Origin of the sequence: Pseudooceanicola aestuariicola (assembly GCF_045763785.1) — a bacterium.
Classification (GTDB): Bacteria; Pseudomonadota; Alphaproteobacteria; order Rhodobacterales; family Rhodobacteraceae; genus Pseudooceanicola.
In genome coordinates, this window is sequence record NZ_JBJGSF010000002.1 from 305,258 (window position 1) to 317,561 (window position 12,304).

The following is a 12,304-nucleotide window of genomic DNA, read 5'->3' on the forward strand; positions in this document are numbered from 1 at the left end:
CTCAATTTCGGGGGTCGATCCAGCCGATGTTGCCGTCTTCGCGACGGTACACGACATTGACCCCTTCCTTACCCTCGTTTCGGAAAACAAGAACGGGTGCACCTGCCAGCTCCATCTGCATCACCGCTTCACCAACGGACAAAGAAGGTATCTTTGTCTCCATCTCGGCGACGATGATAGGTTGGAGCGTCTCGGCTTCCGATTCCTCGTCTTCCTGCTCAGCGGCGAGGATATACGAGGCAGCACCAAAAAGTTCAACCGGTTCGGGGCGGGCCTTGTGGTGGTCTTTGAGCCGGCGTTTGTAGCGGCGCAGCTGCTTGTCCATTTTCTCGCAGGCTTCTTCAAAAGCTGCATAGATTTCAGTGGCATGGCCCTTGGCCGCTGCGTTCAGACCGGACGACAGGTGGACGGTCGCTTCGCAGACATGCTCGTGACCGGATTTGGAAAAGATGACGGTCGAGTCGGTTGGCCGCTGGCCGTATTTTTCCAGCATGCTTCCCAATTCGGTTTTCACGTGGGACTGAAGGGCCTCACCGATGTCGATATGCTTACCTGTGATCTCGTAACGCATTTCGTCTCCTTTTCTTTGTCTTCGAGCACGTGCAAGGACCCCCCGGGGGCCCGGGGTTCGTCACGGTCGAATGTTGGTGAAAGACAGTCGAGTTTCCTTGACCTTGCGCAAATTGTGCAAGTGCTTGCCAGATTGAAATCTAAGCCGAAGGACGACTGTCATACCTTTATATGAAGGGAGCCGGACCCGACCTGTCAATGGAAACACGCAACAATGGTGTTCAAGGCATGAACTTCGCTTGAGCCAGGGTTACGAGATGCGGAAGCTGTCGCCCAGATAAACGCGGCGCACGTTTTCGTTTTCCACCACCTCGGCGGGCGTGCCGGACATCAGAACCTTGCCGTCGTGCAGAATGTAGGCGCGGTCCACAATTTCCAACGTTTCCCGTACGTTATGGTCAGTGATCAGCACGCCGATGCCGCGTTTCTTCAGGTCGGCCACAAGGTGCCGGATGTCCGAAACCGAGATTGGGTCGACGCCCGCAAAGGGTTCGTCCAGCAGCAGATATTTCGGATCGGCGGCCAGACAGCGGGCGATTTCCACCCGGCGACGTTCGCCGCCCGACAGGGCCAGCGCGGGCGCGCGGCGCAGGTGTTCGATGGAAAATTCCGACAGCAGTTCTTCCAGCCGTTCGCGGCGCTTGTGGCGGTCGGAATGGGTGATGTCGAGGATGGCGCTGATGTTCTCTTCGACGTTCAGACCGCGGAAAATCGACATCTCTTGCGGCAGGTAGCCGATGCCCAGTTTGGCGCGGCGATACATCGGCATGTTGGTCGCATCACGCCCGTCGATGGTCACGCGCCCGCCTTCGGGGACGACCAGACCGGCGACGGCGTAAAAGGTGGTGGTCTTGCCGGACCCGTTCGGCCCCAGCAGGGCGGCGACCTCGCCCCGGTCAACGCTCATCGTGACGTCGCGGATGACGACGCGCCGCTTGTAGGACTTGCGCAGGTGTTCGATGCGCAGCCCGTGATCGCCGTCGTGCAGGGTCAGGTCCGGTTTGGTCACGTCAGTCTTTCGCGTTCAGAAGGGTTTTCACCCGGCCGCTGGCCTGCGCGCTGCCGGTGGTCAGGTCGATGGTCATGTCCTGCGACGCAAGGGTCGACTCTCCCTGCACCAGCAGCACGTCGCCCGTCAGGCGGACCTTGCCGTTTTCGATGTTGTAGAATGCCGACTGCGCCTCGGCCGCGTCTTCGCCGCTGACCATGGTGACGCCGCCTGTGGCTTCCATCTCGCGGACCTCTTCGCCTTCTTCGTCGTAGATGACCAGAACGCGGGGCGCGGCCAGCCGCATGGGGCCCTGAACGATCACGACGTTGCCGATGAATTCTGCGGTGCCGTCGTCCTGATTTACCCGCAACTCATCGCTTTCGACTTCGACGGGGGTGTCGGGATCGACGGTGGCGGACCCAAAGGCCGTCTGCTGGGAAAAACCCGCGACAGGCATCAGGGCTATCCAAAGGGCAGCGATCAGTCTGAGGTTCATCATAAAAAGCCCTTTAGTCGGATTTCGGCTGGTATACCAGATTTACGCCATCGGTGAACACAAGTTGCAGGTGGTCACCCTGCGCATCCCCGGTAATCACCATGCGCCCTGCGGTAAAGTCACCAAAGGGTGTCTGGCCGGTGATCGTATCATCGCTTTCCAGCATGGTTTCACGCAGATCGGCGGTCAGCGCGCTGGTTTCGGCGCGGTATCCCTGTGACGAGACGATCACCACGTTGCCCTGCAACCGTGCGGTACCGTCTGGTTGATCGACGATGGCGGTGTCGGCGTCGAAGGTGATGGTGCTGCCTGCGCGCAGGTCCAGTTTGCCGCGGAATTCGGATGCGGCGATGCGGCCCAGACCTTCGCCCTCGGGCCGGGCAGAGGCGGCGACGAACGACACCAGATCGCCGTCATCGGTTGCGCCTGCAAAGCTGGGTTCGACGATCCGTTCCACTAGACCGTCCTGATCCAGCTCGATCGCGGAATAGGGGATCTCTAGCGTCGCTTCGTTGGATTCAGAGAATAGAAAGACCGTGGACAGCAGCCCAAGCGCGGCCAGCGGCAGCAGAATCTTTAGCCAGCCGACAAGGCGGGTGTATCCGTCGTCGGCGCGGGCCATGTCACGCGGCCCCCAAGAGGTGGCAAAAGCGGATCATGAATGAGCAAAGATATCGGTGTCGGGCCAGCCCATCAGGTCCAGCTGCGCGCGCATGGGCAAGAAGTCAAAGCAGGCCTGCGCCACGTCCATGCGGCCTTCGCGGGCCAGACGTTTGTTCAGCTCGTCCCGCAGGCGGTGCAGGTACAAAACGTCTGACGCGGCATACTCCAGCTGCGCGTTTGTCAGTTCTGCGGCGCCCCAGTCGCTTGATTGTTGCTGTTTCGACAGGTCCACGCCGATCAATTCCTGTGTCAGGTTCTTCAGCCCGTGACGGTCGGTATAGGTGCGCACCAGACGGCTGGCGATCTTGGTGCAGTAGACGGGGGCCGTCAGCGCGCCAAAGGTGTTGAACAGTGCGGCGATGTCAAAACGGCCAAAATGAAACAGCTTCAGCACGTCCGGATTGGTCAGCATGGCGCAGAGGTTCGGCGCCTCGGTCTGACCTTTTTCGATCTGCACAATATGCGAATTGCCGTCGCCGCCGGACATCTGCACCACGCACAGACGGTCACGGTGTGGGTTCAGACCCATAGTTTCACAGTCGATCGCAACGATGGGGCCAAGGTCCAGCCCGTCTGGAAGATCGTTTTTGTACAGATGGTTGGTCACGCGGCTCTCCCTCGCGGTGTCTGGCTTGATCTAGCCGCAGTTGGGCGCACTTGCAAATGCCGGCGTGGTGACTGATGGCTTGCTGCACAAATTCATAAGCAAATCCTATCGCAATAATCACCATATTGCGGGTTATTCTGATGCATCTGCGCTGTTACTCTCCGCGCGACGGCTGAGTCTCTCAGCCAGCCAACCATCCAAGGGAGAGCCAATATGGACGGAAACGACGCACCCCTCACGGGCGGATGCCCGGTCATTCACACCAGCTTTGACGGACGCCAGAACAAAGATTGGTGGCCGAACCAGCTGAACCTGCGCATCCTTGCTCAGCACACCAAAGTGTCGAACCCGATGGACCCGGACTTCGACTATGGCGAAGCGTTCAAGGCGCTGGACCTCGACGCGGTCAAGGCCGATATCGACACCGTTCTGAAAGACAGCAAGGACTGGTGGCCGGCGGACTGGGGTCACTATGGTCCCTTCATGATCCGTATGGCGTGGCACAGCGCGGGCACCTACCGGATCGGCGACGGCCGCGGTGGTTCCTCCACCGGTGGTCAGCGTTTTGCGCCGCTGAACTCCTGGCCGGATAACGCCAACTTGGATAAAGCGCGCCGCCTGTTGTGGCCGGTCAAGGCCAAGTACGGCAATGCCCTGTCCTGGGCCGACCTGATGATCCTTGCGGGTAACGTTGCGCTGGAATCCATGGGCTTTAAAACCTTTGGCTTCGGTGGCGGTCGCGAAGACACGTGGGAACCGGGCGAAGACGTCTACTGGGGCACCGAAGAAGAATGGCTGGCGCCGTCGGACAACCCGAACACCCGCTATTCCGAAGGCCGCGCGATGGAAAATCCGCTAGCTGCCGTGCAGATGGGCCTGATCTACGTGAACCCCGAAGGTCCGGACGGCAATCCCGATCCGCTGGCCGCAGCCTTCGACATCCGTGACACGTTCGGCCGCATGGCGATGAACGACGAAGAAACCGTCGCGCTGATCGCGGGGGGTCACACCTTTGGTAAGACGCACGGTAACGGCGACGCCGCCACCGTGGGTCGTGAACCCGAAGCTGCGGACATCCACGAAATGGGCTTTGGCTGGACCTCTGGCGACGGCAAGGGTGGGGAACATGCCTTTACTTCTGGCCTTGAAGTCATCTGGACCACGACGCCAACGCAGTGGGGCCACGACTACTTTAAGCACCTGTTCGAATACGAATGGGAACTGACCAAGTCGCCCGCAGGTGCCCACCAGTGGACGCCCAAGAATGCCGAGGCCGAAGGCACCGTGGACGATCCGCATGTCGCGGGCAAAAAGCGCACGCCCAACATGCTGACCACCGACCTCGCCCTGCGCATGGACCCGGAGTACGAGAAGATCTCGCGCCGGTTCTACGAGAACCCGGATCAGTTCGCCGACGCCTTTGCCCGCGCGTGGTTCAAGCTGACCCACCGCGACATGGGTCCGAAGGTCCGTTACCTGGGCAAGGAAGTCCCCGAAGAAACCCTGATCTGGATGGATCCGGTTCCGGAAGTCGATCACCCGCTGGTGGACGACGCCGACATCGCCGATCTGAAGGCCGAACTTCTGTCCGCCGTGCCGCAGCGCGATCTGGTTTATACCGCATGGTCGTCAGCCGGGTCTTTCCGCGGCTCTGACCGTCGCGGCGGTGCCAATGGCGCCCGCATCCGTCTGGCCCCTCAGAAGGATTGGGAAGTCAACGAACCCACCAAGCTGGCCACGACCCTGCAGGCGATCGAAGCGATCAAGGGCAAGTTCGACCAGAAGGGCGACAAGAAGGTGTCCATCGCGGACCTGATCGTTCTGGGTGGCTGTGCCGCCGTCGAAGCGGCCGCCAAGGCTGCGGGTCACGACGTCACTGTACCCTTCACGCCGGGCCGGACTGACGCGACGGACGAAATGACCGACGCCGACAGCTTTGCCCCGCTGGAACCGCTGGCCGATGGCTTCCGCAACTATGTTCGCCCAGAATACACCATTCCAGCGGAAAAGATGCTGGTCGACCGTGCCAACCTGCTGGGCCTGACCGCGCCGGAGATGACCGTTCTGGTCGGCGGCATGCGTGCGCTGGACGCCAACTACGACGGTGCCAAGCACGGCATCCTGACGGACCGTCCGGGTCAGCTGACCCCGGATTTCTTCACCAACGTGCTGGACATGGAAACCGTCTGGACGCCCACGGATGACGAAAAGGTCTTTGAAGGCCGTGACCGTACCTCGGGCGATCTGAAGTGGACGGGCAGCCGCGTCGATCTGGCGTTCGGCTCGAACTCGCAACTGCGGGCACTGGCCGAGGTTTACGCCCAGTCCGACAACGGCACCAAGTTCGTCAAAGACTTTGTCGCCGCTTGGACCAAGGTGATGGACGCGGACCGTTTCGAGGTCTGATCACATCTGGATACACTAGGAAATGGCGTCGCGCTTGCGGCGCCATTTTCATTTGGTGGGGGCCACGTCCAGCCGCAGGATCTTGCCCTCCAATGTGTCACTAACACTGGGATAAAGCGCCCGGATCAACGGATCATGCGCGGGCAGGATATGGTCGTCACTGTCCGCCAGATCGCGGATCGTCTGATGCGCATTGATCATGTCGGGCAGGCTGTGAACCACGGCAAAGGGAATGCCCTTCTCAAGCTCTTCGTAGTAGTGCAGCGCGTCGGACGCCAGCACGCACCACCCCCGTTCCGTCCGCACCCGCAGCACCTCTTGCCCGGCTGTGTGGCCTCCGACCCAATGCAGGGTCAGCCCGTCCGCGACCTCATGTTCCCGCCCATGCAGGTGCAGTCGTCCCTCGTGCAGCAGCGTCACCAGCCCGGCGATTTCATCCGCGTGATAGGCGTAGCGGAACACCGCATGTTCCATCAGCGGTCCGGTGACATAGGCCATCTCCTCGGCCTGCATCAGGAAGGTGGCAAAAGGCAGCGCATCGACAAACCCCATGTGATCGTAATGCGCGTGGGTCAGGATCACGGTTGTCACCGCCTCAGGCTCGATCCCCAAGGCACGCCAGCCGTCTACAGGGTTCATCACCACCTGATGCGCCGCGCCTTTGACCGGGTCCATGCCGGTGTCGACGATGATCCAGCCATCCGGGCCTTTCAGCGCCCAGCAGTAGAAATCCATGGTCAGCGGCGCCATCGGGTCGGGGTCGTGTATGAAGTTCTGCGACCGGGTCCGGCCCTCGTTCACCGCGTGGCGGATCGCGTAGATCTCGTATGTGTTGGCCATGGCTCTCTCCCTGTCCGACACCCTAGCGCCGGGGTTCGCGCCGCGACAAGCCATTGACCACGCGCGGTGCGGCACGGACAATCGCCCCGTAGCCGGAGCATCCATGTCAGACCCCAAGCCCATCCCCCTGTCCCAAGACCCCCACGCCCTGCGTGAACCCCGCGACAAGACACTGGAGGCCGCCATCGGGCGCGAGGTCCGGTCGCTGCGCCACCGCCAGCGGATGACCGGGGCCGAACTGGCGGCGCAGACGGGGCTATCGGTGGGGATGCTGTCCAAGATCGAAAACGGCGTGATCTCGCCTTCGCTCAACACGCTGACGGTGCTGGCCAATGCGCTGAAGGTGCCGGTGGTGCAGCTGTTCCAGGCCTATGAGGAACCGCGCGGCTGCATGCATGTCAAAGCGGGCGAGGGGGTAGAGATCGACCGCGCTGGAACCCGCGCCGGTCATCAGTACAACCTGCTGGGCCACATTGGGTCGAATGCCTCTGGTGTAGTGGTAGAGCCCTATTTGATCACCCTCGACAGCGAAAGTGACCGCTTCCCCACCTTCCAGCATGAGGGGATCGAGATGCTCTATGTGCTCGACGGCACGATGCTCTACCGCCACGCGGATCAGACCTATCTGCTGGAACCCGGTGACTCGCTTCTGTTCGACTCTGACGCGCCACATGGGCCAGAGGAGTTGAACACCCTCCCGATCCGTTACCTCTCGATCATCACCTACCCGCAATCTGCCTGATTTTTGGGCGGCCTGCCGCGCCGCGCCTCAAGGCGCTTTGGTTTCCTTTCAAGAAACTTATTTTCTTGCTACGCATATCGGGCAATCGACAGGAGGCGCCCATGTGCGGGATCGTTGGCCTATTTCTAAAGAACGACAGCTTGCAGACGCAGCTCGGCGCGATGCTGACGGATATGCTGATCACCATGACCGACCGCGGCCCCGACAGCGCCGGGATCGCCATCTATGGCACGGGTGGTGAGGGCGTGAAGATCACCATCCAGTCCGACACGCCAGACGTGGATTTCGCCGGATTAGAGACTGATCTGAGCGAAGCGACCGGCTCTGAAATCGGCGTCCGCATCGTCGACACCCACGCCATCCTGACCTGCCCGGCTGACGCCCGCGCCGCCCTGATCGCGCATCTGGAGGCCAAGGGCCTGCGCATCATGGGCGTGGGCGAGGCGATGGAAATCTACAAGGAAACCGGCCTGCCGCGTGACGTCGCCGCCCGCTTTGGTCTGCGCGAAATGTCCGGCACCCATGGCATCGGCCACACCCGCATGGCTACCGAAAGCGCCGTGACGACGCTGGGCGCGCATCCGTTTTCGACCGCTGACGACCAGTGCCTTGTGCACAACGGGTCGCTGTCGAACCACAACCAGATGCGCCGCAAACTGGCCCGCAAGGGTGTGATGACCAAGACCGAAAACGATACCGAGGTCGGCGCGGCCTATATCTCATCCCGCATCGCCGACGGCGCATCGCTGGGCGACGCGCTGGAGGGCACGCTGCAAGACCTCGACGGGTTCTTCACCTTCGTCACCGGCACCCGCGACGGGTTCGGCGTGGTGCGTGACCCCATCGCCTGCAAACCGGCGGTGATGGCGGAAACCGACGATTACGTCGCCTTCGGCAGCGAATACCGCGCCTTCGCCGACCTTCCCGGTATCGACACCGCCCGCATCTGGGAACCCGAACCCGCCACTGTCTATTTCTGGGAACGCTGATGACTGAAATACTGGACATGTCGCAGGTTGAACTGCGGCAGGTGAACGCCACGCTGCAGGCCGCCAAAGGGCAGGACGAATGGCAGATCGACAACCCGCGTGGCTCTCATGCGGTGGCCGTTGGTTTGAACGCCCCGATCAGCGTCACGGTCAACGGATCGACGGGCTACTACTGCGCGGGCATGAACCAACAGGCCAGCGTGCATGTCACCGGATCGGTGGGTCCGGGCGTCGGCGAAAACATGATGTCGGGTGAGATCACCGTGGATGGCGACGCCAGCCAGTACGCGGGCGCGACCGGTCGCGGCGGATTGCTGAACATCAAGGGCAACGCCTCATCCCGCTGCGGCATCTCGATGAAGGGGATCGACATCGTGGTGCATGGCAACATCGGCCACATGTCCGCCTTTATGGCGCAAAAGGGCAACCTCGTGGTGCTGGGCGACGCGGGCGATGCGCTGGGCGATTCGATTTACGAGGCGCGGCTGTTCGTGCGCGGATCCGTCAAATCGCTGGGCACCGACTGCATCGAGAAAGAGATGCGTGATGAACATCTAAGCTTTCTTGCCGACATCCTGACCCGGACGGGCGCGAATGCGACGCCTGACCAGTTCCGGCGCTATGGCTCGGCCCGCAAGCTTTATAACTTTAACATTGATCATGCGGATGCCTATTGATGGATAAGACACCCAGAACAGAGCCGCGCCAATCCTGGACCTTCTCGCGCGAGGTGAACTCGGAAATCCGTAGGGCCGCGGCGACGGGCATCTACGACATCCGTGGCGGTGGCGCGAAACGCCGCGTGCCGCATTTCGACGACCTGCTGTTTCTCGGCGCGTCGGTCAGCCGCTATCCGTTAGAGGGGTACCGCGAGAAGTGTGAAACCGCCGTCACCCTCGGTACCCGTTTTGCCAAGAAACCGATCGAGCTGAAGATCCCCATTACCATCGCGGGCATGTCCTTTGGCTCCCTCTCCGCTCAGGCCAAAGAGGCGTTGGGTCGCGGTGCCACCCTTGCCGGGACCTCGACCACCACAGGCGACGGCGGCATGACGCCCGAAGAGCGTGGGCATTCCGAACAGCTCGTCTATCAATACCTGCCGTCCCGCTACGGCATGAATCCCGATGACCTGCGCCGCGCCGACGCGATTGAGATTGTCGTGGGCCAAGGCGCGAAACCCGGTGGCGGCGGCATGCTCTTGGGTCAGAAAATCACCGAACGGGTCGCGGGGATGCGCGACCTGCCACAGGGGATCGACCAGCGATCGGCCTGTCGTCACCCGGATTGGACGGGCCCGGACGATCTGGAAATCAAGATCCTAGAGCTGCGTGAAATCACCGGCTGGGAAAAACCCATTTACATCAAAGTCGGCGGCGCGCGGCCCTATTACGACACGGCGCTCGCGGTCAAAGCCGGGGCGGATGTGATTGTGCTGGACGGCATGCAGGGCGGCACGGCGGCGACTCAGGATGTGTTCATCGAACACGTCGGCCAGCCGACGCTCGCCTGTATCCGCCCCGCCGTCAAAGCGCTGCAGGATCTCGGCATGCACAGAGAGGTTCAACTGGTCGTTTCCGGTGGTATCCGCAACGGCGCGGACGTGGCCAAGGCGCTGGCCCTTGGCGCGGACGCCGTCAGCATCGGAACCGCCGCGCTGATCGCGTTGGGCGACAACGACCCCCGCTGGGAAGACGACTATCAGGCGCTTGGCACCACCCACGGCGCCTATGACGACTGGCACGAAGGCCGCGATCCGGCGGGCATCACCACGCAGGACCCGGACCTCGCCCAACGTCTCGACCCTGTCGCCGCAGGTCGCCGCCTGCACAACTACCTCAACGTGATGACGCTGGAATGCCAGACGCTCGCCCGCGCCTGCGGCAAATCCCACGTCCATAACCTTGAACCCGAAGACCTCTGCGCCCTCACGATGGAGGCCGCCGCCATGGCGCAGGTCCCCCTTGCGGGCACCGATTGGTATCCCGGAAAACCGGGGTTTTAAGACACTAAATCAGGGCTTCTTTGGTCAAATAAATATCCCAACCCAACGCATCCGCCCGCACCACATCAGACAGGAGAGACGATCATGGACCTAGCCAAATTCGCCAAACAGAACGGCGTGAAATACTTCATGATCTCTTTCACCGACCTCTTCGGCGGCCAACGGGCCAAGCTGGTGCCCGCGCAGGCCATCGCCGACATGCAGGAAGACGGGGCCGGGTTTGCGGGCTTTGCCACATGGCTCGACATGACCCCGGCGCACCCGGACATGCTGGCCGTGCCAGACCCCGACAGCGTCATCCAATTGCCATGGAAGCCAGAGGTCGCCTGGGTCGCCGCCGATTGCGTGATGGAGGGCGAGGAGGTCGCGCAGGCCCCGCGCAACGTGCTCAAATCGCTGGTCGCCAAGGCTGCCGATCAGGGCCTGCACGTCAAAACCGGGGTGGAGGCTGAATTTTTCCTGCTCACGCCTGAGGGCGAGGCAATCTCTGACCCCTTCGATACCGCCGAAAAGCCCTGTTACGACCAGCAGGCGGTCATGCGCCGCTATGACGTGATCGCGGAGATCTGTGATTACATGCTGGCGCTTGGCTGGGGGCCGTATCAAAACGATCACGAAGACGCGAATGGCCAGTTCGAGATGAACTGGGATTTCGCCGACGCTCTGGTGACCGCCGACCGCCATTCCTTCTTCAAGTTCATGGTCAAATCCGTCGCCGAAAACCACGGCTTCCGCGCGACCTTTATGCCGAAACCGCTGGCGAACCTGACGGGGAACGGCTGTCACTGCCACGTCTCGGTCTGGGACAAGGCGGGCAAGGTGAACGTCTTTGCCGACGCCGATGCGGACCTGTCGCCGCAAGGCATGAATTTCCTTGGCGGCATCATGAAACACGCGCAGGCCATGACCGCGCTGACCAACCCCGTGGTGAACAGCTACAAGCGCATCAACGCGCCCGCGACGTCTTCGGGCGCGACATGGGCACCCAACACGGTCACATGGACGGGCAACAACCGCACCCACATGGTCCGCGTGCCGGGCCCGGGCCGGTTCGAACTGCGCCTGCCCGATGGTGCCGCGAACCCCTACCTGCTGCAGGCGTCGATCATCGCCGCGGGCCTGTCGGGGATCGCGGCCAAGGCCGATCCGGGCAAACGGCTGGATATCGACATGTACGCCGAAGGGCACAAGGTCCGCGGGGCCGTGCGCCTGCCGCTGAACCTGCTGGATGCCATCCGCGCCTTCGACAAGGACAAGGCCTTCAAGGCGATGCTAGGGGACGCGTTTTCCACCGCCTATGTCGCGCTGAAGTCGAAGGAATGGGACAGCTACATGGCGCATTTCTCGGCTTGGGAAAAGGCAAACGCGCTAGACATATAGTATTTTTGCTATGCATTTAAGTCATTGCGGATATTCAGGAAACCTTTGATTTAGGTCATCGCGGACTCTTCGCCGACCAAAGAAGTTGCGGGCATCTACCACCAAAGACGGAGGGCCCGATATGCCTCTCATCACCAATTCCGCCAGATCCCTGATCCTTGGGGCCGTCGGCCTGTCACTGGCTGCCTGCACGACGATCGAAGCCGATGGGCGCGTCGTCACGGTCGAGAATAAGACCTATCCCGTCGGCATGCAGTACGACGGCTTCAAAGAGGAAAAGACGGGTCCTTACGTTCAGATCCAAGGCGAATGGCACAAGTGCGAAGGCACCTGCGAGGCAACGGTGGTCAACGTACTGGGGGATCCCCTGTTTCAAGATCGCCAGTTGAACCGAGAGGCGGCCGCCGCAGCGGATCAGACCAACAACCACGACGGTGGCGGCTCTGGCCACTAGGCGCAGTTGTTAGCCGCACATTCGAGATAAAAACAAAAAGCCCCGATGGTCGAAACCACCGGGGCTTTTGATCCACAGTTGGTGCCCAGAAGAGGCACCTTCTGGTTATTGCAAGAATCTGAAAATATTAATTTTTGTTTTTTCGGATTGTCGGTTTCCCCCAA

At 61.5% G+C, this 12,304-nt stretch carries 13 protein-coding genes; 7 read left to right on the forward strand and 6 right to left on the reverse strand.

Going from position 1 to position 12,304, the window contains the following annotated elements:
- Position 1 precedes the first annotated feature (1 nt).
- From hpf to ACI3GR_RS09390, 5 genes are all read right to left on the reverse strand, one after another.
- Positions 2 to 571: a ribosome hibernation-promoting factor, HPF/YfiA family gene (gene hpf, locus ACI3GR_RS09370; protein WP_407493966.1), complete on the reverse strand. Its 570-nt coding sequence runs from the start codon at positions 569 to 571 to the stop codon at positions 2 to 4.
- 249 nt (positions 572 to 820) lie between these two features.
- A complete protein-coding gene (gene lptB / locus ACI3GR_RS09375; RefSeq protein ID WP_407493967.1) occupies positions 821 to 1,579 on the reverse strand; it encodes an LPS export ABC transporter ATP-binding protein in 759 nt (252 codons plus the stop codon).
- Between the two features lies 1 nt (position 1,580).
- Positions 1,581 to 2,060 carry an LptA/OstA family protein gene (locus tag ACI3GR_RS09380; protein ID WP_407493968.1) on the reverse strand — a complete coding sequence of 160 codons (480 nt, stop codon included), beginning with the start codon at positions 2,058 to 2,060 and terminating at the stop codon, positions 1,581 to 1,583.
- 10 nt (positions 2,061 to 2,070) lie between these two features.
- On the reverse strand, positions 2,071 to 2,679 hold the full coding sequence (gene lptC / locus ACI3GR_RS09385; protein WP_407493969.1) for an LPS export ABC transporter periplasmic protein LptC: 609 nt from the start codon (positions 2,677 to 2,679) through the stop codon (positions 2,071 to 2,073).
- Between the two features lie 33 nt (positions 2,680 to 2,712).
- The gene (locus ACI3GR_RS09390; RefSeq protein ID WP_407493971.1) at positions 2,713 to 3,327 is read right to left on the reverse strand and encodes a ribonuclease D; all 615 of its coding nucleotides are present in this window, start codon (positions 3,325 to 3,327) and stop codon (positions 2,713 to 2,715) included.
- 213 nt (positions 3,328 to 3,540) lie between these two features.
- Here ACI3GR_RS09390 and katG point away from each other — a divergent pair, with 213 nt between their 5' ends.
- Positions 3,541 to 5,733 (forward strand): catalase/peroxidase HPI, encoded by a 2,193-nt coding sequence (gene katG, locus ACI3GR_RS09395; RefSeq protein WP_407493973.1) that lies wholly within the window; start codon positions 3,541 to 3,543, stop codon positions 5,731 to 5,733.
- A gap of 48 nt (positions 5,734 to 5,781) precedes the next feature.
- Here the strand turns inward: katG and ACI3GR_RS09400 are convergent, their stop codons facing one another.
- Positions 5,782 to 6,573 (reverse strand): N-acyl homoserine lactonase family protein, encoded by a 792-nt coding sequence (locus tag ACI3GR_RS09400; protein ID WP_407493974.1) that lies wholly within the window; start codon positions 6,571 to 6,573, stop codon positions 5,782 to 5,784.
- A 103-nt stretch (positions 6,574 to 6,676) separates the two neighbouring features.
- On the opposite strand from ACI3GR_RS09400, the gene ACI3GR_RS09405 reads away from it, so the two are divergent.
- The 6 genes from ACI3GR_RS09405 to ACI3GR_RS09430 all read left to right on the forward strand — a co-directional run bounded on the left by ACI3GR_RS09405 (position 6,677) and on the right by ACI3GR_RS09430 (position 12,140).
- Positions 6,677 to 7,315, forward strand: coding sequence for a helix-turn-helix domain-containing protein (locus ACI3GR_RS09405; RefSeq protein ID WP_407493975.1), 639 nt, complete (start codon positions 6,677 to 6,679; stop codon positions 7,313 to 7,315).
- A 101-nt stretch (positions 7,316 to 7,416) separates the two neighbouring features.
- Entirely contained in the window at positions 7,417 to 8,304 is an 888-nt protein-coding gene (locus tag ACI3GR_RS09410) for a class II glutamine amidotransferase (RefSeq protein ID WP_407493977.1), read from the forward strand.
- Complete coding sequence (locus tag ACI3GR_RS09415) at positions 8,304 to 8,981, forward strand: GltB/FmdC/FwdC-like GXGXG domain-containing protein (RefSeq protein ID WP_407493979.1); 678 nt, start codon at positions 8,304 to 8,306, stop codon at positions 8,979 to 8,981. The genes ACI3GR_RS09410 and ACI3GR_RS09415 overlap by 1 nt, the downstream gene beginning before the upstream one ends.
- A complete protein-coding gene (locus tag ACI3GR_RS09420) occupies positions 8,981 to 10,306 on the forward strand; it encodes an FMN-binding glutamate synthase family protein (RefSeq protein WP_407493980.1) in 1,326 nt (441 codons plus the stop codon). The genes ACI3GR_RS09415 and ACI3GR_RS09420 overlap by 1 nt, the downstream gene beginning before the upstream one ends.
- An 84-nt stretch (positions 10,307 to 10,390) precedes the next feature.
- On the forward strand, positions 10,391 to 11,686 hold the full coding sequence (gene glnT, locus ACI3GR_RS09425) for a type III glutamate--ammonia ligase (protein ID WP_407493982.1): 1,296 nt from the start codon (positions 10,391 to 10,393) through the stop codon (positions 11,684 to 11,686).
- A 121-nt stretch (positions 11,687 to 11,807) separates the two neighbouring features.
- Positions 11,808 to 12,140, forward strand: coding sequence for a hypothetical protein (locus ACI3GR_RS09430; RefSeq protein WP_407493983.1), 333 nt, complete (start codon positions 11,808 to 11,810; stop codon positions 12,138 to 12,140).
- Positions 12,141 to 12,304: the final 164 nt, after the last annotated feature.